Genomic DNA, 19,631 nt, shown 5'->3' on the forward strand with positions numbered 1-19,631 from the left:
GGGGGTTAGACCCCCATCAGCGTGATCAGCGCCGTCAGCGTGATGAAAGAGACCGCGGTGGTGAAAATCACCGCGCTTGCCGCAAGTTGCGGGCGACCATAGTTGAGCCCGAACAGCGCAAAGCTCGACATCATCGGCACGGCAGCGGTCAAAATGCCCGCCTTGGCCATGGTGGGCTCGACCCCGAAACCAAACATCAAAGCGGCGGTGACGGCAGGGAAGACAATCAGCTTGATCGGGATCAGTCGCAGTGCGCCGCCCGCAATCGCGCTGGCTTTCAAATCCGCGACCGCCGCGCCAATCACCAAAAGCGCCACCGGAGCCGCGACGGGCCCTAACATCTCAAATGTGCGGATAAGCGGTTCGGGCAGTGGCAACCCCGTTGCCCCAAAGGCAAGCCCCGCGACCGAGGCGATCAGAAGCGGGTTGCGCGCCGTGGTGCGCAGTAAGCTTTTGGCACTGATGCGCCCGCCCGCCGTGTCGAGGTAGCCAATCGCCAGCGGCAAAACGACCAAGTTTTCGACCAGTAGGTTCAGCGCAAAGACCCGCAGCGCCAATTCATGGCCGAAGACCATGGTGACGACGGGCAGGCCAAAATAGGCCGAGTTCGAGACAGAGGCGCCCATCGCCTCCAGCCCCGCCTCTGTCCGACCATTGCCAAGCGCTTTGGAAAGCGCAAGCGTTCCGCCCCACATGATGACCGAGGCGAGCGCATAGGCCGCCAAGAAACCGGGGCGGATCGTTTCGTGCAAAGGCGCGCTGGACAGCGCGTAAAACAGCATCGCCGGGATGAAGACCCGCAATACCAGTCGCCCAAGCGAGCCCATTTCTGCGCCCGCGACCCAATTTGTGCGCACCACCACATAGCCTGCCGCCACCAGCAGATAGACGGGCAGCAGCAGAGCAAGGACGGTCAGCATGGGCTTATTTCGACAAAAGTGAGCAGGCGCGGCGCACGCAAAGCTCGTAGCCTTCAACGCCAAAGCCCGCCATCACCCCATCGGCGCGGCCCGACACAAAGCTGTGGTGGCGGAAGCTTTCGCGCTTATGCACGTTCGAGATGTGGCATTCGAATACCAGCCCGTCATAGGCGTTGAGCGCATCCAAGATGGCGACCGAGGTATGGGTGAACGCGCCGGGGTTGATGACGATCGCGGCGGCTTCTTCCCGGGCGCGGTGGATCGTGTCGATGATCACGCCTTCATGGTTTGATTGAAACAGCTCAATCTGAAAGCCAAGGCTTGTCGCAAGCGCACGGCAGCGAGTTTCCACGTCGTCAAGCGTGTCTGCGCCGTAAATCTCGGGCTGGCGCTTGCCGAGCAGGTTCAGGTTGGGGCCGTTCAGGATGAAGATGGTCTTCGACAATTTTGCCTCCCGTCAAAGGTTTGGCGAACCCTAACTTGCGGCGCGCGCGGGTTCTATTGCAATTGCGAAATTCATCCCTGCGTTGATGTTAATTTTTTGCTCGAAAAATGCGCTTAAATGCATGTGTATGCTTTGAAAATCATGGTTCGGGGGAGGGGCGCGGGCTAGATTGGCGCATCTTTCGCGCCCCGACTCGTCGCGCTTTCGCGATGCTCGGCCCAACGGAACCGGACTTCATGACGCAACAACCTTCGCCGCGCACTTTGCGCCTCGGCCTGATTGGCGGCAACATCACTGCCACCCGTTCGCCCGCGCTGCATGTGACCTGTGGGCTCTCGCTCAACCGCAATGTGACTTATGACCTGATCATCCCGGCAGAGCGCGGCAAAGGCTTTTCTGAGGTGTTGGCCGATTGCGCGGCGCAAGGCTTTGATGGGGTGAATGTCACCTATCCGTTCAAAGAAGAGGCCGCCGCCCAAGTGCAACCGGGCGACCCTGTGGTGGCGGCGATGGGCGCGGCCAACACGGTCAAATTCACGCCGATGGGGCCTTTGGCGTTCAATACCGATCACTCGGGCTTCAAGGCCGCTTACCACGCCACCTTCGGCGCGGTGCTGCCGGGGCGCGTGCTGCTGTTGGGCACAGGCGGCGTAGGCCGTGCTGTGGCTTTTGGGCTGGCCGACCTGCACGCGACCGAACTTGTGCTGGTCGATATGGACCCGGCCAAGGTCGAAAGCTTGGCGGCAGCCCTCGCCAGCCATGCGCCTTTGATGAAAGTGACCGCAGGCAGCGCGGAAAACGCGGCGGAGCTGTCCGGTTTTGATGGGGTGGTGAACTGTACGCCGCTCGGCATGGTGGGGCGTGAAGGCTCACCTCTGCCCGAAGGCGTGACCGGCGCGCCGCGTTGGGCCTTTGATGCGGTTTACACGCCGATCAACACGCAGTTCCGCGCGCAGGTGGAGGCGCTCGGGGCAGAGTTCCTGTCGGGCTATGAACTTTATTTCCACCAAGGGATTGATGCGTTCGAGATTTTCTCAGACCAGCACGTTGCCGCGCCCGCATGGGTGCGTGAGATCATTCAACGCGGCAGCTAAGCGCCTCGGTGCCTTGAAAACACCGCCCCGAACCGACCTTTAGGGCAGGTTCGGGCGCTTTGCGCCAATTCGGGTTTGCCGGATTGGCCCTTATGCTGCATGCTGGACCCAGCATTTTTACGATGGGGTCCGTTTCATGACAGTCGACCTGCGTCAATCGGATCGGCTCGGGCGTCTAAAAACTGCGCTCGGTGACGATGTTTTGGTTTTGCTCCGTTTCGAGGGCACCGACTATTTGAATGATCTGTTCGAGTATCGCGTGGAAGCGCTCTCGACCGATGCCGATATCAACTTCGATGATCTGATTGGCACGCATGCCACGGTGGAAATCGAAAACGGCGACGAGGACCGCCCCTTCGATGGGATCGTGACTCGTGCGCGCTGGATTGGCCCGGGCGAAGGCGGGCACCGCTATGAGATGGTGCTGCGTCCGCGTGTTTGGTTGGCGAGCCTCCGGCGCAACCAGCGGATCTTCCACAATATGACCGTCGTCGACATTCTTGGCGAGTTGCTGGGCGATTATGGCGGTCTCGATGTTATGGTGATGCGCAACTATCCCGAGCTCGAATATACCGTGCAATATCGCGAGAGTGATCTGGCCTTTGCGCGGCGCCAGATGGAGCGGTTCGGGATCAGCTTTCATTTCCTCCACGAAGTCGGCAATCACCGCATGGTGCTGACCGATGATCCGAGCGCCCATGAAACGATTGGCACGCGCGCCTATGTTGGCTTTGACGCGCATCACCAATCTGATGAAGAACATTTCTGGAGTTGGGAAACAGAACGGAACCTGACCACAGGCGCGATCAAGCTCACGGATTACGAGTTCAAAAAGCCCAATCAGGCGATGGAAGTCGTGCAGCAGGGCGATGCGCAATATGCCGAAGGCTCGATTGAAAGCTTTGATTATCCCGGCGATTATCTGAGCCAAGGCGATGGGCGGGCGATGGTGCGGCTGGGCCTAGACCGTGCACGCGGCGGCGATGCGCGCGTGCGCGCCTCGGGCGATGTGGTGACGCTTGCGGGTGGGCTCCGGGTGACGCTTGGGAGCGAGCAAGGCAGCAATGGGAAGGTGCCGGGGCAGGGGGATAGCTACATCTGCCTATCGGCGCACCATCGTTTTGTCGGCGAAGGCTATGCCACGGGCGGCGCAGATGCTGACGAGGTCGCCTTCCGGGGGGCTTATGTGCTGATCCCCGAAAAAAGCCCGCTGGCACCGCCTTTGCGCAGCCCTATTCCCTCGGTGCAGGGGCCACAAACCGCGAAAGTGGTGGGCGAAGGAGAGATTGACTGCGACGAGCATGGCCGGATTTTGGTGCAGTTTCACTGGGATCTGGACGGTGCATATTCGATGCGCTGCCGGGTCAGCCAAAATTGGGCGGGCGCGGGCTGGGGGGGGATGATCATTCCGCGCATCGGCATGGAAGTGGTGGTCGAATTCCTTGAAGGTGACCCGGATAAGCCGCTGGTCACTGGCTGCGTTTATAATGGGTCGAACACGCCGCCCTATGATCTGCCCGGCAAGAAAACCGTCAGCACGTGGAAATCCAACACCCATAAAGGCAGTGGGTATAACGAATTCCGCTTTGAAGATGAGGCGGGCAGTGAAGAGGTCTTTATGCATGCGCAAAAAGACCACAACACGGTGATCGAGAACGACGAAACCCACCAGATCGGCCATGACCGGGCGAAGACGGTTGGCAATGATCAGTCCGAGCAGATCGGCCATGATAAGTCGAGCACGGTGGGCAACGATAAGACCATCACCGTCGCAAACAATCACACCGAGTCCATTGGCCACGACATGGTTTTAACGGTCGGGAACAACACGACCACGACCGTCGGCGCAAGTGCGACCACAACGATTGGGGCGGCTTCATCGCTTACGATTGGGGCGGATTCGGCGACAACTATCGGGGCCGGTTCGACCTATGTCGTGAGCAATGATGCGATTGAATCGATTGGGTCGTCACATAGTGTCAGCATCGGCAAAAGCGCGAGCGAAACCGTTGGCAAAAGTAAGACGGTGGTGGTTGGCGACGAATTGGCGCTGATCGTCGGCAAGAGCCAACTGATCATGAAAAAAGACGGCACGATCACGCTGACGGGCAAGAACATCACCGTCACCGGGTCGGGCAATGCCACCGTTACGGCCAAGGGCAAGATGGTGCTGAAGGCCAGTTCGACCGTGACGGTCAAAGGATCGAAAGTGCTGCAAAACTAGCGGGCCGCGCCCGATTTTCGGAGACAGGATTTGAGACCAAAAGGCAGTTCAGCGCGGGTGTTAAGAACCGATCTGGCGTGCTGCGCTGGTGCCGGGGCGTGGGGCATGGGTCATGCAGATTGATGCTTCACCGGGGTTGGTGACGGGCTTCACCCTTGGGCTTGACCCTGACGGGCGCGAAAATGTCGTGGTGGTGATCAAGCGCACCTTTGCTTTCCCTTCCGCGCCGGATCGGCCCTGCACATTGGCTGACGTGCCCGAAGGGCTGGCCACGGCGGACACGTTTTGGGGCGCGCCCGGCTTTTCTTCACCGCGTGACGAATCCGATTTTGCGCCGCGTAAGCCCTACTGCGATGTGCTGGTTGAGGCCGTGGCCCATGCGCCGGGGGGGCGCCCGGCACGGCGCGTGCCAACAGGGCTGCGTCTTGGGAACCTGAGCAAACAGATTGACGTGGTCGGGGACCGGGTTTGGCAAGAGGCGGGGGCAAGGCCCACGATCTCCGAGGCGACGCCCTTCACCTTGATGCCCATCACCTATGACCGGGCTTTTGGCGGAGTGGATGCGCTTGATCCGGAAGATGATCCGCCCCCAGCTTACGCGAAAAACCCGGTCGGGCGTGGCTGGCATCAGCCCGGCAATCGGAGCCTGCTGGATGGTCAGCCGCTGCCCAATACCGAACAACCGGGCCGCCCGGTCACCTTGCCGTGGGAGCATCACGCGCCGATGAGTTTCGGCCCGCTTGGGCGCGGCTGGCCCGAGCGTCTTCGCCACGGCGGCACCTATGACCAAAACTGGATCGACAATGTCTTTCCGTTTTTGCCCGCCGATTTCGACCCGCGCTACCACCAAGCCGCGCCACCTGATCAGCAGATGCCTGCGCCAATCGGCGGCGAATTGGTCGAGCTTCATAACCTCACGCCAGAGGGTTACACGGCCTTTCCTCTTCCGAGCACTGAAATGCCAGTGTTGTTCGTGCGCGTCCGCGCGCCAGATGTCAGCACGCAGGCGATGCTGGATACGGTGGTGATCCGCCCTGCCGCGCGGCAGTTTAGCCTGACTTGGCGGGCATCGCTGCCGCTTACGCGCGATATTTTTGAAGTGCCGTCTTGCATCGTTGGGCCGCGCAGCCGCAGCTATTGGCGCGCCCGTGCTTTGGGCAAGGCTTACTATCCTTCGCTCGGGGCCTTGGTCGCTCAGAAAACCGCGGAGGAGGTCGAATGAGCGGGCTGGCGCTTTTGGGCTGCGGAATGTGCAGCGCGATTGGGCTGAACGCGCCGGCCGCCTGTGCCGCCTTCCGCGCGCGGCTCGATAATTTTACCGAGACACGGTTCATTTCGCAGGGGGGCGATTGGCTGCTCGGTGCGCAGGTGCCGCTGGAGCAGCCTTTGCGCGGCACGGCGCGGTTGGTGGACCTAATCGCCGGGCCGATCCGGGAGTGCTTTGCACAGGCGCGCAGTCCCGCCGCTGAAATTCCAATCCTTCTTTGTCTTTCTGAAACCCGCCGTCCGGGTCGCCGTCCGGGCTTTGACGAGGCTTTGCTCGAGGGGCTGATCGCGGCGCTTGATCTGCCCGGCCCGGAAATGTTGCGCCCTTACGCGTTTGGGCAGGTTGGCGGAGCTGTTGCTCTACGCGATGCTCGTGCGCTGATTGCCTCGGGCACGCCCGAGGTGATTGTCGCCGGGGTGGATAGCCTGCTCGAGGCGGGCGCCTTGAGGCACTACGATCATGCGGGCCGGGTGCTGAGCGAGAATAATCCGACCGGGTTTATGCCGGGCGAGGCGGGGGCTGCCGTGCTGCTTGGCGCGACAGGTGGGCCTTTGGTGCGCGGGATTGGTTTCGGAGTGGAAGAGGCCACGCTGGATTCTGGTCAACCTTTGCGGGCCGAGGGGATGGTCACCGCGATGCGGCAGGCGCTTGGGGAGGCGGGGCTGGACTACGGCCAGATTTCCTATCGCATCAATGATCTAACCGGCGAACAATATTATTTCCGCGAGGCGACCTTGGCGCAAACGCGTTTGTGGCGAGGCAAAGGGGACCCGGAGCAGGTGTGGACGCTCGCCGATGGTATGGGCCACACCGGCGCCGCTGTGGTGCCGATCGGCCTAGCGGTGGCGCTTACGGCGGCACGCAAGGGCTATGCGCCAGGGCCAATCGCGCTTTACCATGGGGCCGATGACAGCGGCCGGCGCGCTGCCATTGTGATCGAAGCGGCTTAGCGGGGGGAGGGAGGACATGAGCAACAATGTCTTTGCCAATGGACGCGAGCTTTCGTGTAAGGCGGGGTCTGGCAAGTCCATCTGCGCTTTCCCCGATGTTTGCATGACGCCTCCGGAATGCCCCGCGACGCCGCCCGGTGTTCCCGTGCCTTATCCGAATACGGGCATGACCACCGACACAACGCAGGGCAGCCGCACGGTGAAGATCTCGAAAAAGGAGGTCATGCTCAAGAACCGCAGCTATTTCAAGAAATCCACCGGGGATGAGGCGGGCTCTGCCGCGAAGAAGGGCGTGGTTTCCTCGGTCAATCGCGGAAAAGTCTATTTCACCTCGTGGTCGATGGATGTGAAGATCGAAGGGGAAAACGCGGTACGCCACCTTGATATGACGACGCACAACCACGGCTCGCCCCCAAATACGCCGCCTTGGATGTTTTTGGACTCCATGAGTGCTCCGGGCCGGGTGGATAAAGATCATCCCTGTAAAGATGACATCAAAGACGCAAAGAAAGCCTGCAAGAAGGCAAAAAAGTATAAAACAAAGACAGGGCTGCCACGGTTGGATTGCTCTGAGGCCCCGGATTGCGCCAAGAAAATGGCCTGCATCCTCGTCCCTAAAAAGAAAGATAAAGCCATGTGCTGTGCGCCCAATAACACGGGGCACCATATGATCGAGGATCATTGGGTAAAGGGAAACTCAAATTTTCCGATGGCGCAGAAATCTGCGCAGCCGAACGGTTACAAGGAAGCCCCTTGTGTTTGTGTGAACAATGGTCGGACCAAGAAAGAACATGGGATATTCCATAGTGTCCAAGGGGTTTATGAAGAATCCTTCATGAAAGGGGGAAAGCGATACAAGGCAGATAAACCCAATGGTGGTTGGAACTACGGTGCAGCACGGCGCGCTACGTTGATTGCACATGCGCATGCTTTCGGACGCAATTGCACGCGTGGATGTCTCGAATCCCAGTTGGATGATTTTTATGGCGCGGATCGCGATCGGCCTTTGAATAAACCGCACAAGCAGGCAATCGAAAAGGCCACGCGACCCGATTACGAGAAAAAACATGGAGGACGGCCGAAGAAATGAGCGATGATTCTGGGGAAAAGGCAGAATATCATTTCACTGGCGGGCGTATCGATGATGATGGTCAGTCACTGGTGCTGACTGCGGTGCGTGACGATATCGAGGAGGCGCTGGAAAAGCGCATGTACCTATTCTTCTATTACACTGGAGAATGGACAAAGTCCTACGTTGACAATCTGATCGCCGATATCCGCAGTTTTGATACGGAAGACGGGCCAACCCTGATCTCTGTCGCCCCTGACGGTGAAGTGATCAGGTCTATTCCAGAAGATGCGGATTACGCTCAAGTGGACCCAACCGACAATGGCCCTAATGATCTACGGGCTATTAAGGGTTTGTCGAAGTTAGGAAATACGCTGCTGTGTTATGGAATGCGGCGTCAGGTCTATCGCTCTGATCTGCGTGCGATGAGATGGGTGCGTGCCGACTCAGGGGTTTTCGTGACCGACGATGAGGATGAGGTCGCGGGTTTTCTGGGGCTCGATGGTACTTGGCCGGATAATTTGGTTGCGGTTGGGATGCAGGGAGATCTTTGGACCAAGCGCAAGAAATGGGTTCGGCGCGAGGTGCCTACCAACGTCAATTTAACTGGCGTGAAAATGCTCGAAGATGGTCGTGCAGTCGTATGTGGCGGTGCCGGTGTTGTTTTGATCGGGCGCGATGATACCTGGGACATCGTGCCAAATGACGCGACCGAAGCGAATTTTTGGGACATAGCGGAATTTAAGGGCAAGCTGTATCTTGCCGCAGAAACTGGAGGGCTATTCACCATCGAAGACGGTGCGGTGGTCGCGGTCGACCTGCCGAAAGGGATGATTGAAGATGTTTCGGCATTAGACGCCAATGCTGGCAAACTCCTGTTAATTGGGGACCAGCAGGTCGTCTGGTTCGACGGCGAATCTTGGACAGATCTTGAAGCACCGATCATCTGAGATGTTTCGCGGGACAAGGAGAGTTTAGATGACCAAACACAAACCAATTCCGGCCCCCGCCACGTCGGATGTGCCAGCACAGCCTAGCACCATCCACCTTGCGCAACTGGCTGCGTTTGAGGCGGATGGAACGCCATGTATCATATGTGAAGGGGTGCCACACCCACGCCCTGCGCTCGCACTTGTCTCGTTGGGGATCGGCGATGTCGGGTGTCGGGTTGCAGTGTCGTTTAGTCTCGCGGGGGGCTCGGGAGGGCTGCAACCAGTGATCCTCGGAAAAATCGTGGCTCCGCTCGTACCTTCGCCCCCCCCCAACCTCAGTGGCACGCCCGTGTCGGCCGAGGTTGATGGCCGCGAAGAACGGCTTGAGATCACGGGCGAGCGGGAGATTGTTTTGCGCTGTGGCAAGGCTTCCATCACGCTCACCCGTGCGGGCAAGATCGTGTTGCGGGGCACCTATATTTCCAGCCGCTCTTCGGGGATGAACCGGATCAAGGGCGGTTCCGTGCAGCTCAATTGACCATGGCTGCGCATATCCCGCTGATGGTTGAAGTTCATGCCGAGGAAGTGGCGATCCACTGGCTGCGGCGTGACTTGGCGGTTGATGCGCCGCATTATGACCGGAAATTCCTCTCGCGCCTTGATGAACGGATTGAGGCCAATCTGGACGGCCTTCGTGTGGCGGGGGCTGTGGGGCTTGAAATTGCACAGGCGGCTTTTGACGCGAGCCAAGAGCCGGGAGAGGCGTTTGCGCTGGCCGTGTGCGCCTTTGAAACGGGCGATGAGGCCGCCATCGCGCAAGTGGTGGATGCCGTGGCAATCGACGGCACCGGGGCGTTGCGTCGTGCGGTTGCCTCCGCCTCGGGCTGGCTGACCTCGGAGCAGATGGGGGCCCATGTTCCTGCGCTTCTGGAAGATATGCGCGCCACAGTGCGGGCGTTGGGGCTTGCCATTGCATCGGTGCATCGCGGCGCAATCGAGGCGCCGCTTGAAACGCTTCTGCAAGACCCGGTGCCAATGGTGCGTGCACAGGCGGCCAAATTGGCCGGGGTGACGGGGCGCAGCGATCTTGTGCCGCTTATTCGCCCCAGCAAGGAGTTCGCGCCGGAGGTAGCGTTTGAACTGATCCGCGCGGCGGTTCTGTTGGGCGAGCGCGGGCGCCCGCTTGATGCGCTGCGTAGCCTTGCGGTTGGGCCCGGTGCGCGCGCGCGAACTGCTTTGGAATTGGCGGTGCTCGCAAGTCCCATGGACGTTGCGCAAAACTGGCTTGCAGGTCTGGGCTTTGAGGAGGCCGAAACCGTGGCGTTGGCGATTGGCTTGATGGGCCTGCCCGCACAGGTGCCGTGGCTCATTGAGGCGATGCGTGACCCAAAATTGGCGCGCCGCGCCGGCGAAAGCTTGAGCCTGATCACGGGCGTAGATTTGGCAGCACTGGATCTGGAGGGAAGCGCTCCAGAAGACTTCGATGAGGGGCCCAATGATGACCCCGAAGACGAGATGGTTGCGCTTGATCCGGACGAGGATCTGCCTTGGCCAGAGCCCGATCTGGTGGCCGAATGGTGGGCGGGGGAAAGCGGGCGCTATGCCGCCGATGGCCGCTATTTTCTGGGCCAACCCGTTTCAGAGGCGGGCTTGGGGGAGGCTTTTGCGAAGGGAACGCAGCGCCACCGGCGCATTGCGGCGCTGGCGCAAGTTTTGGCCAAGCCTGGGTCCGTGCTCCCGAATTGGCGGGCGCGTGAACCTTTGGTACTTGGCTGATTGGCTCTATTCCGCTGAAGTGGCGGTATTGCCCAAGAGCATCCGGCGTGGCGCTGGCGGGCTTGCAATCCCACGCGCCGCCAAACTGGCGCGGGCAAGTTGCGTGAACCGCCGCCCGACAGCCCATTGGGCCGCCGGAGCGGTGCGCAAAAGCGCGCGGTAGGTGTAGAACCCATCCGACATGCCCACGATCCCTTGAAGATCGACGTCTCCGCGTAGATCGGCCCCAAGATCGGAGGCTTTGAGTTGAGCAAAAGCCTCTTGCAAGGAGTCGTGCACCGCCGCCACATCTTCCTCGGCAGCAATCGCGAATTCCGCGACATGGGCCGAGAAATCGCGGGTCATGTTCGACACGGTCGTGACCGAGGAAAACGGCACAATATGCAGCGTACCATCTAGCGCGCGCAGCCGGATGGATCGGATCGAAACCCGTTCAACCCCGCCCGAAAGCCCGGCCACTTCCACGACATCGCCTTCGTTCACGGCGTTTTCGATCTGGATGAAAATGCCGGTGATGATGTCTTGCACCAGTTTTTGTGCACCAAAGCCGACGGCAATGCCGACAACGCCAGCCCCGGCGAGGAGCGGTGCCACATCAAGCCCAAGTTGGGAGAGCGCCAGCATCACCGAGATAATCACCACCGCGAGCCCAAAAGCATTGCGGAAAAGGCGCAAAAGCGTGCGGCGGCGGTTATATTCACGCCGTCCGGGAAGGGCGGCCATCAGCCAGCGGTCAAAGAGATTGGAGACCGCAAACCATAGCGCGGTGGCGCCTGCCAAAACCAAAAACGCAGAGGCCACGCGCCAAAAGGCTCCTTTTACCGCGGCGCTGCTGACCAAGGCGAAGAGGTCAATCACCCCCCAACCCGCCAGAAGGGCAACAACGGCAAAGGTCATCAGCCCTGCACTTGCAATTGCGCCAAGCGCTTGCAGCAAGGGTGTGGTGGCTGGGGGCGTTTCTGGCAGGGTTTGAAACGCGCCGTTTTGCGCGGCCATCATCGCGGAAAGACCGCTTCTGTCCCAAAGCTCAAGCGCTGCCGCCACAAGGATCAGGGCGACAACCGTGCCGCCAAGCCCGGCCAGCACGATCTGCCCCGCCAAAGCGGGCATGGTGATGGTGACGAGCCATGCGTAAAGCGCAGCCACGCGCGCGGGCCAAGCCCAAAGCCCGGGGGAGCGGGTGAGAAGCGCTGCGGCGCTGCGCGACAGATCTGGGGTGGCTGGCGCGGCAGGGTCAGGCCGCAGGTCGGTGGCACGATGCGCGCAGGCGGCTTTGACAACGCGCTGAATGCCCCAAAGCGCTGCCATCAGCGCGAGCGTTGCCACCAACACGCGGGTTGGCCGCAAGACGGCAAGGCCCGCGATTTCGCGCAGGCCCGGCGCGACAAACATCATCCCCTGCACGGTGATCCCAATAGGCACCACCGCGCTTTGATAGATTGCGCGTTGAAGCGGTGGGGCGACCCAAGACAGACTGCGCCCGCTTTCGGCTTCGGGGCTGGCGACAAGGGCGAGCACGATCCGGCTCAGCCCAAACAGCGCAAAGGCAGACAGATAGAGCGTTTGCAGGATGAAAAGCTGCCCTGTTAGGGCTGAAAGCCAGCTCGCTACAGTCAGGCCCACCGCCCAAGCCACGCCAAGGTTCACAAGCCGAAAGAGCGTGGCGACCAGTGTGCCTTGCACCTTCGCAAGCGTTCCGCGCTGGGCAATAGGGCGCTTGCGCCAGCGCGCAAAGAGGGCGCTAAGCGCAAGCGAGGTGCCCACGGTCACCACAATACTGGCGAAAAGCGAGGCCAGCTCTGCTCCGGCAAGGCCATTCCAAATCCGCGAGGTCAGTTCGCTAAGGGAATCTGCGCTGGAAATCCGCGATAATTCGCGCGCGAGCGCCGCCATCTGCTCGCGCAGGGTCGCGGCAAGGTCATGGCCAAAGCCGGTGCCGATATCAAGCGCTTGGGAGGCGAGTGGCGCCGATGTGACCGGCGCCTCCTCCACGGCAGGGGTTGCGACCTCCTGCGTGGTCGGTGTCGCGGCGCTCTCCGTCGTTTTGTCAGAAGATGCCGCGGCCTCAACTTCGGTGCTTTGGGTCGGCGCGGCGGGCTCCACCGTATTTTGGGCCAAGGTGGGCAGCGCCAGTGTCACGATCAGCGCAAGGCTGCTTAGGGCAGGCAGGGTGCGCAATGTCTTCATTCTTGGCCCTCTTTTCGCAAGTTTTTCGTATTGCGGCGGTTCTGCGCGCCGCTTCTGTCAGCATGGCCAAGCAATTGGGCGCCGTCAGCCCCTTTCCCTGCGGCAAACCACCTCGCATGCCAGCCGAGGTCTCAATTCCCAACGCGCCGCATCGCAGCAAGTTCCGTGTTTTCTGGAGAGTGTCCGGATCTAGGGATCGTTTTGTGCGTCTGTGCGTTCTTCCTTGGGAAACGAAGCGATCTGTGCGGCAGCGCAAAAAGAAGGAGATGCAGATGCAATTGGGAATGATCGGTCTGGGCCGGATGGGGGCCAATATGGTGCGCCGCTTGCAGGCCAAAGGGCAGGACTGCGTTGTCTATGACCTTGATGCGAGCGCCGTTGAAAAACTGGTGGCCGAGGGTGCAACTGGCGCCGAAAGCATGGCCGATCTGGTGGCGCAGCTGACCCCGCCGCGGGCGATTTGGCTGATGCTGCCGGCGGCTATCACCGGCAAAGTCGCGCGGGACTTGGCGAGCCTGATGGACCGCGGCGATGTGGTGATTGATGGTGGCAATTCCTTCTACCGCGATGCTGTCGATCTGGCCGCAGAACTGGCCCCGCAAGGGATTGAAGTGATTGATACCGGCACCAGCGGCGGCGTTTGGGGGCGGGAGCGCGGCTATTGTTTGATGATTGGTGGGCCAAAAGGGGCTGTTGAGCGGCTCGACCCGATTTTTGCGGCCCTCGCGCCGGGCGATGAAACGGGGCAGGCGCATGACCCAGCCACTGGCACTGCGCCGCTCGGTTATTTGCATTGTGGGCCGACTGGGGCGGGGCATTTCGTGAAAATGGTCCACAATGGCATCGAATATGGCGTGATGGCCGCCTATGCCGAGGGGCTGAATGTTCTGGCGGCGGCCAATGATGGGGCTGCGAACCGGGAAGCGGATGCCGAAACATCGCCGCTTTCTAACCCGGAATACTACCGCTTTGATATTGATCTGGCGGCGGTCACCGAGGTGTGGCGGCATTCGAGCGTGATCGGGTCTTGGCTTTTGGATCTGACCGCGCAGGCGCTCAAACACGAACCAAAGCTTGAACGCTTCGCGGGGCATGTATCGGATTCGGGCGAGGGGCGCTGGACGGTGCAGGCGGCGGTGGAAACTGGCGTTCCGGTGCCGGTTCTGTCATCGGCGCTGTTTTCGCGCTTTGCCTCGCGCGGCGAGGATGAATTCGCCAATAAGGTGCTTTCGGCGATGCGCTATGCCTTTGGCGGGCATTTGGAGAAGACCGGCGCACAGTAGCGCGCCGGTTGTGGTGTTGCGGCTTACTCGGCCAGACCTTCGGCCGCGAGCCAACGCTCGGCATCCAGCGCGGCCATGCAGCCCATGCCCGCCGAGGTCACGGCTTGGCGATAGACATGGTCTGTCAAATCGCCCGCCGCAAACACACCGGGGATCGAGGTGCGGGTGGTGCCCGGCTCCACCTTCACATAGCCGCCGTGATGCAACTCTAGCTGGTCTTTCACCAGTTCAGACGCCGGGGCATGGCCAATTGCCACAAAGAAGCCGTCGCAAGCGATCTCGCTTTCGGCTCCGGTTTTGACGTTTTTCACCCGGCACCCGGTGACGCCCAAGGGCGCCTCGTTGCCCATCACTTCTTCGACGACGCTGTCCCAGACCACTTCGATCTTGGGGTTCTTCATCAGGCGCTCGATCAAAATCTTTTCTGCACGGAAGCTGTCGCGGCGGTGGATCACCGTCACTTTGGTGGCGAAATTGGTCAAGAACATCGCCTCTTCCACAGCGGCATTGCCGCCGCCCACGACGACCACCTCTTTGCCGCGATAGAAGAAGCCGTCACAGGTCGCACAGGCGGAAACGCCAAAGCCTTGGAACTTTTGTTCGGAGGGAAGGCCCAGCCAGCGCGCCTGCGCCCCGGTCGCCAGAATCACCGAATCGGCGACATATTCCGTGCCCGAATCGCCCACAGCGGTGAACGGACGGTTGCCCAGATCAAGCGAGGTGATCAGATCAGAAATCACCTCAGCCCCCATCGCGCGGGCATGTTCTTCCATCTGCATCATCAAATCGGGGCCTTGCACCTCGGTGCGACCGGGCCAGTTTTCCACTTCGGTGGTGATGGTCAGCTGCCCGCCGGGCTGCATCCCTTGCACCAAAACCGGGTTCAGCATCGCGCGCGAGGCATAGACCGCTGCGGTATATCCTGCAGGGCCGGAGCCAATGATCAGCACCTTCGTCCGCTTCGTCTCGCCCATGATCCGCTCCTTTGTTTGTCTGCGCTCATATAAGCGGCAGGCGCCCTTTGTGAAAGCCCCCGGGGGTTTGCGATGTGGTTTGCGGGGCCGCAAGTGCCGATTGCGCTTGCGCCTGCGCGCGCGAAACAATATTGCGCCCAAAGGCGCCACTCGATAAGGTTCGCACAACCAAGGAGGGAAACCATGGGCACGAGCAAGCTCGACGAGATCGACCGGAAGATTCTGGCCGAGCTTCAGGCTGATGGGCGCATGACCAACGTGGAACTGGCCAAAAGGGTGGGGATTTCTGCGCCGCCGTGTTTGCGCCGGGTCCGGACCTTGGAAGAGGCAGGCTACATTCGCGGCTATCATGCCGATGTGAACCCGCGCGAATTGGGCTTTGAAGTGCAGGTCTTTGCAATGGTGCGGCTGCACAGCCAAGCCGAAGCGGATCTGAGCGCCTTTGAAGCGCGCTGTCGGGCTTGGCCCTTGGTGCGCGAGTGCCACATGCTCAATGGTGAGATTGATTTCGTGCTGAAATGCGCGGCCCCCGATCTAAGCACCTTCCAAAACTTCCTGACCGGTGAATTGACGGCGGCCGACAATGTGGCGAGCGTGAAAACCTCTCTGGTGATCCGCTGCGCGAAAGATGAGCCGGGCGTGCCCTTTGACGTGCTTGAAGAGCGGTTGGCCAAGCTGGCATAAGCCGCTTTCATCTCGGGATATACGAACAAAGTCGAAGGGCCCCGCTTTGGAGGCCCTTTTTATTTGGCTGTCAAACTTCTCCCGCGCGGACCATGTCGATCATCGCTTGGCCTTTTTGCGCGTCTTCCAGCATCCACGGATAGGATGCTCCGTCGCGGATATGGGCGACGAAAGCTTCCACCTGAAGCACATATTGGTTCACACCGGGGAAGCGATGGGTCTCGGTGGTGGTTTTCGTGTGCAAATGCACCTGCGCCTCGCCAAAGACATTGGCGTTGAAGGGCGCGGTCAGCGTGATGCGCCCGCTCTCGCCATGGAAGGTCACCTCTTGGCGCGCAAAAAGGCGCGTTGCGGTGAGCGCGGCATAGCTGAACTGGCCACCAGGCCCCGCCATTTCCCCCCGCACTTGGGTGAAGGTATCGACCCCGTTTTCGCGTTTGATAAGTGCACTCATTTCCACAGGTTCAGCGCGGGCGGCAAAGCGAACCGAGGAATAAGCATAAACCCCGATATCCGGGATCGAGCCGCCGCCGACATCGGCGCGGTTGCGGATGTTGTTCGGGTCTGGGTTGTCATAGGTGAAAGCGACATCGGCATGGCGCAACTGCCCGATCCGCCCTTCATCAAGCCAGCGCCGCACCAACTGCCATTGGGGATGGTGCACGATCATATAGGCTTCGGTCGCAAATTTGCCCGATGCATCGCGCGCGGCGATCAGCGGGTCGATCTCTGCCGCGGTCATCGCGAGCGGCTTTTCAATCAGCACGTGTTTGCCTGCTGCGAGCGCCTTGAGGCCCCATTCGATATGCAGCGTGTTGGGCAGCGGAATATAGACCGCCTCAATGCTAGGGTCAGCGAGCAGCGCGTCGTAGTTGCTATGAACCGCCAGCCCCGGTGCGAAGGCTTCAAATCGGGCGGCTTTTTCAGGCGAGGAGGTGGCAAGGGCCGCAAGCCGCGCGCCTTTGGCGGCGTGGATCGCGGGCCCCATATGTTCGGCGGCAAAATTCGCCGCGCCCAGAATGCCCCAATTCATCGGCTCCATCGCGCCCTCCTGTCTTCATGTTTCCCGAAAGCTAGGCCGGGGCATGGGGGGCGGCAAGGGCGCTTAGTCGCTGAGCGGCATGCCCTTTTCTTTGGCGAGCGCTTTCATCCGGCCTTGCAGCTTTTCAAAGGCGCGCACCTCAATCTGGCGGATGCGTTCGCGGCTAACCTCATATTGGCCGGAAAGTTCTTCCAGCGTCACCGGGTCATCACGCAGCCGCCGCGCCATCAAGATATCACGCTCGCGCTCGTTGAGCACATCCATCGCCGCAACCAACATTGCGCGGCGCGCCTCTAGCTCATCAGCTTCGGCATAGGCTTCGGCTTGGTCGGCGGTTTCATCCTCCAGCCAATCTTGCCATTGCGTCGCGCTTTCGCCATCGGACGAGCCGATTTGCGCATTGAGCGAGGCATCCGAACCCGCGAGGCGGCGGTTCATCTCCACCACGTCGGCCTCGGTGACATTCAGGTCTTTGGCGATTTGGGCGACCGTATCAGGGCGCAGATCGCCATCTTCCAGCGCGCCAATTTTGGATTTGGCCTTGCGCAGGTTGAAAAACAGCTTCTTTTGCGCGGAGGTGGTGCCAAGTTTCACCAAGCTCCAAGACCGCAGGATATATTCCTGAATCGCGGCGCGGATCCACCACATCGCATAGGTGGCGAGCCGGAAGCCGCGCTCCGGATCAAAGCGCTTCACCGCCTGCATCAGGCCCACATTGGCCTCAGAAATCACTTCCGCCTGCGGCAGACCATAGCCGCGGTATCCCATCGCGATTTTTGCCGCGAGCCGCAAATGCGAGGTCACAAGCTTATGGGCAGAGGCGGAATCTTGGTGGTCAACCCAAGCTTTTGCCAGCATGTATTCCTCTTCCGGTTCCAGAAGCGGAAACTTCCGGATCTCCTGCAAATAGCGATTCAGACCCTGTTCGGGACTGGGGGCTGGCAGGTTGGCATAGGTGCTCATGCGTGCTCATTCCTCCTTCGGCCCCCATAAATGGGGCGAGACGGCCCGCCTTTCAAGGGCTTGCGGCTGCGGGGCCTTCTTTACAGGAACCTGAACGGAGCATGAACCCGTTTCCGCCGCATCGCAAGCTTCGTTGACGCAACTGTGAGCCTAGCGGGCCTGGGCCCCCGCGCGCAAAATGGCCTGCAAGGCTTCAAAATCAGCGGGCAGGGGGGAGGTGAAGCTGAGTTCTTCACCCGTCACCGGATGGGTGAAGCCCAGCGTGGCCGCATGCAGCGCTTGGCGCGGGAAACTGGCCACGGCTTGCGCTGCCGCCTCGCCAATGATCCGCACCGGCAGTTTGCGCTTGCCGCCATAGGTCGGGTCGCCCACCAGCCCGTGGCCTATATGGGACATATGCACCCGAATTTGATGCGTGCGCCCGGTTTCCAGCCAGCAATCCACGAGCGACGCGACGCCGGCAAACTCTTCCACCACCCGCGCGCGGGTCACCGCATGACGCCCGCCGGAGAAAAGTACTGCTTGGCGTTGCCGGTCCGTGGGGTGTCGGGCGAGTTGCGAGGTGATCTTGAGGATATTTCCGCCCTCGAAACTCACGCCACGAATCCCGCGCAGGCGCGGATCGGCGGCAGAAGGCACGCCGTAAACCAGCGCGCTATATTGGCGGTGCACCGTGTGCTTTTCAAACTGCGCGGCAAGCCCATGATGCGCGCGGTCGGATTTTGCCACCACCAACAGGCCAGAGGTATCTTTGTCGATCCGGTGCACAATGCCGGGCCGCGCCTCGCCACCAATGCCCGAAAGATTGCCACCAAAATGGTGCAACAGCGCATTGACCAAGGTGCCATCTTCGGAGCCCGGTGCCGGATGCACCACCATGCCCGCGGGTTTGTCGATCACGATCAGATCGTCATCTTCCCAAAGCACGGTGAGCGGAATGTCTTGCGCGACCGTTTCCACCGCGCGTGGGGGCTCTAATGCGATCGTGTAGATCTCGCCGGGGGCGACCTTGGCTTTGATCTCAGTCACCGGCGTGCCATCGCGGGTCACCGCGCCTTCCGCGATCAGCTTGGCAAGACGCGAGCGCGAGAGTGCGGCTTCTTCTGGCACAAGGGCCGCCAATGCCTTATCAAGCCGGTCGGCGGGGTTTTCGCCGATTTCGATGTGCAGGAGCTGCGACGCGATGTCCGACATGATGCCTTCCGATCCGGCCCCGCCGCCCGAGGTGAGGTTTCTGAAACTGCTAACCACCACCTTGGCGGGTGTGATGATCGTGGGCCTTGTAACGATCATCGGGCTGCTTGTCACGCGGCTGCCGAAAGGGCCGGTCTTGCCAGAACTTCCCGCGCGGATTGCCCTGCCCGAAGGCGTGAAGGCCGAGACGGTGACCTTTGGCAAAGGCTTCACGGTGGTGGTGAGCGACACGGGCCGAGTGCTTGTCTATCGCCCGGATGGCGCTTTGGTACAGGACGTGCCGCTGCAATAACGGCTTTCGCCTTGGCCAAAAGAAAAGCGCCTCACGCGTGGAGCGGAGGCGCTTTTATGTTTGGCTTTACCGCCCGGCAGCGGCACGCCTGATTTACTTCGCTTCGAGCGCGTCGAGGCGGGCTTTGAGCACTTCGTTTTCTTCGCGCGCTTTGATCGCCATCGCTTTGACAGCGTCAAACTCTTCGCGGGTCACAAAATCGCGCTCGGCCAGCCAGCGGTCCATCCAGCTTTTCATCGCGGTTTCGGCTTCGGTCTTGGCACCTTGCGCCACACCCATCGCATTGGTCATCAGCTTCGACATCTCGTCGAAAATCTTGTTCGGAGCTTCCATCG

Annotated in this window: 19 protein-coding genes; 11 read left to right on the forward strand and 8 right to left on the reverse strand. The window is 60.7% G+C overall.

What is annotated here, in order from left to right; translation table 11 throughout:
* Window positions 1-5: 5 nt before the first annotated feature.
* Entirely contained in the window at window positions 6-920 is a 915-nt protein-coding gene (locus tag CRO18_RS07295) for an AEC family transporter (protein ID WP_097081642.1), read from the reverse strand.
* 4 nt (window positions 921-924) lie between these two features.
* Window positions 925-1,365, reverse strand: a complete 441-nt coding sequence (gene aroQ / locus CRO18_RS07300; RefSeq protein ID WP_097081643.1) for a type II 3-dehydroquinate dehydratase — start codon at window positions 1,363-1,365, stop codon at window positions 925-927.
* 236 nt (window positions 1,366-1,601) lie between these two features.
* Between aroQ and CRO18_RS07305 the strand changes: the two genes are divergently transcribed.
* The 8 genes from CRO18_RS07305 (at window position 1,602) to CRO18_RS07340 (ending at window position 10,677) form a co-directional block, all read left to right on the forward strand.
* Window positions 1,602-2,459, forward strand: a complete 858-nt coding sequence (locus CRO18_RS07305) for a shikimate dehydrogenase (RefSeq protein WP_097081644.1) — start codon at window positions 1,602-1,604, stop codon at window positions 2,457-2,459.
* Between the two features lie 136 nt (window positions 2,460-2,595).
* Window positions 2,596-4,683: a type VI secretion system Vgr family protein gene (locus CRO18_RS07310; RefSeq protein WP_097081645.1), complete on the forward strand. Its 2,088-nt coding sequence runs from the start codon at window positions 2,596-2,598 to the stop codon at window positions 4,681-4,683.
* A gap of 112 nt (window positions 4,684-4,795) precedes the next feature.
* Window positions 4,796-5,905, forward strand: a complete 1,110-nt coding sequence (locus CRO18_RS07315) for a DUF2169 domain-containing protein (RefSeq protein ID WP_097081646.1) — start codon at window positions 4,796-4,798, stop codon at window positions 5,903-5,905.
* The gene (locus tag CRO18_RS07320) at window positions 5,902-6,900 is read left to right on the forward strand and encodes a 3-oxoacyl-ACP synthase (RefSeq protein ID WP_097081647.1); all 999 of its coding nucleotides are present in this window, start codon (window positions 5,902-5,904) and stop codon (window positions 6,898-6,900) included. The genes CRO18_RS07315 and CRO18_RS07320 overlap by 4 nt, the downstream gene beginning before the upstream one ends.
* A gap of 16 nt (window positions 6,901-6,916) precedes the next feature.
* Window positions 6,917-7,990, forward strand: coding sequence for a PAAR-like domain-containing protein (locus CRO18_RS07325; RefSeq protein WP_076485827.1), 1,074 nt, complete (start codon window positions 6,917-6,919; stop codon window positions 7,988-7,990).
* Window positions 7,987-8,919 (forward strand): hypothetical protein, encoded by a 933-nt coding sequence (locus CRO18_RS07330; protein WP_097081648.1) that lies wholly within the window; start codon window positions 7,987-7,989, stop codon window positions 8,917-8,919. The genes CRO18_RS07325 and CRO18_RS07330 overlap by 4 nt, the downstream gene beginning before the upstream one ends.
* 265 nt (window positions 8,920-9,184) lie before the next feature.
* Window positions 9,185-9,439, forward strand: coding sequence for a hypothetical protein (locus CRO18_RS07335; protein WP_212710076.1), 255 nt, complete (start codon window positions 9,185-9,187; stop codon window positions 9,437-9,439).
* Between the two features lie 2 nt (window positions 9,440-9,441).
* The gene (locus CRO18_RS07340; protein WP_097081649.1) at window positions 9,442-10,677 is read left to right on the forward strand and encodes a TIGR02270 family protein; all 1,236 of its coding nucleotides are present in this window, start codon (window positions 9,442-9,444) and stop codon (window positions 10,675-10,677) included.
* Between the two features lie 6 nt (window positions 10,678-10,683).
* Here the strand turns inward: CRO18_RS07340 and CRO18_RS07345 are convergent, their stop codons facing one another.
* A complete protein-coding gene (locus CRO18_RS07345; protein ID WP_097081650.1) occupies window positions 10,684-12,864 on the reverse strand; it encodes a mechanosensitive ion channel domain-containing protein in 2,181 nt (726 codons plus the stop codon).
* 272 nt (window positions 12,865-13,136) lie between these two features.
* On the opposite strand from CRO18_RS07345, the gene gnd reads away from it, so the two are divergent.
* The gene (gnd, locus tag CRO18_RS07350) at window positions 13,137-14,147 is read left to right on the forward strand and encodes a phosphogluconate dehydrogenase (NAD(+)-dependent, decarboxylating) (RefSeq protein ID WP_097081905.1); all 1,011 of its coding nucleotides are present in this window, start codon (window positions 13,137-13,139) and stop codon (window positions 14,145-14,147) included.
* Between the two features lie 23 nt (window positions 14,148-14,170).
* Here gnd and trxB read toward each other — a convergent pair whose 3' ends face one another.
* Complete coding sequence (trxB, locus tag CRO18_RS07355) at window positions 14,171-15,121, reverse strand: thioredoxin-disulfide reductase (protein ID WP_097081651.1); 951 nt, start codon at window positions 15,119-15,121, stop codon at window positions 14,171-14,173.
* 183 nt (window positions 15,122-15,304) lie between these two features.
* Between trxB and CRO18_RS07360 the strand changes: the two genes are divergently transcribed.
* Window positions 15,305-15,805, forward strand: coding sequence for an Lrp/AsnC family transcriptional regulator (locus tag CRO18_RS07360; protein ID WP_076485833.1), 501 nt, complete (start codon window positions 15,305-15,307; stop codon window positions 15,803-15,805).
* A 70-nt stretch (window positions 15,806-15,875) separates the two neighbouring features.
* On the opposite strand, the gene CRO18_RS07365 is transcribed toward CRO18_RS07360, so the two are convergent.
* The 3 genes from CRO18_RS07365 to CRO18_RS07375 all read right to left on the reverse strand — a co-directional run bounded on the left by CRO18_RS07365 (window position 15,876) and on the right by CRO18_RS07375 (window position 19,004).
* Window positions 15,876-16,847: a Gfo/Idh/MocA family protein gene (locus tag CRO18_RS07365; RefSeq protein ID WP_097081652.1), complete on the reverse strand. Its 972-nt coding sequence runs from the start codon at window positions 16,845-16,847 to the stop codon at window positions 15,876-15,878.
* A 63-nt stretch (window positions 16,848-16,910) separates the two neighbouring features.
* The gene (rpoH, locus tag CRO18_RS07370) at window positions 16,911-17,810 is read right to left on the reverse strand and encodes an RNA polymerase sigma factor RpoH (protein WP_076485835.1); all 900 of its coding nucleotides are present in this window, start codon (window positions 17,808-17,810) and stop codon (window positions 16,911-16,913) included.
* Window positions 17,811-17,960: 150 nt separating this feature from the next.
* Window positions 17,961-19,004 (reverse strand): RluA family pseudouridine synthase, encoded by a 1,044-nt coding sequence (locus tag CRO18_RS07375; protein ID WP_097081653.1) that lies wholly within the window; start codon window positions 19,002-19,004, stop codon window positions 17,961-17,963.
* Here CRO18_RS07375 and CRO18_RS07380 point away from each other — a divergent pair.
* Complete coding sequence (locus CRO18_RS07380; RefSeq protein WP_076485897.1) at window positions 18,994-19,296, forward strand: DUF6476 family protein; 303 nt, start codon at window positions 18,994-18,996, stop codon at window positions 19,294-19,296. The two genes, CRO18_RS07375 and CRO18_RS07380, sit on opposite strands and share 11 nt — an antisense overlap.
* A gap of 93 nt (window positions 19,297-19,389) precedes the next feature.
* Here CRO18_RS07380 and CRO18_RS07385 read toward each other — a convergent pair whose 3' ends face one another.
* Window positions 19,390-19,629: an accessory factor UbiK family protein gene (locus CRO18_RS07385; RefSeq protein ID WP_097081654.1), complete on the reverse strand. Its 240-nt coding sequence runs from the start codon at window positions 19,627-19,629 to the stop codon at window positions 19,390-19,392.
* Window positions 19,630-19,631: the final 2 nt, after the last annotated feature.

Origin of the sequence: Rhodobacter sp. JA431 (genome assembly GCF_900217725.1) — a bacterium.
Lineage (GTDB): Bacteria > Pseudomonadota > Alphaproteobacteria > Rhodobacterales > Rhodobacteraceae > Rhodobacter > Rhodobacter aestuarii.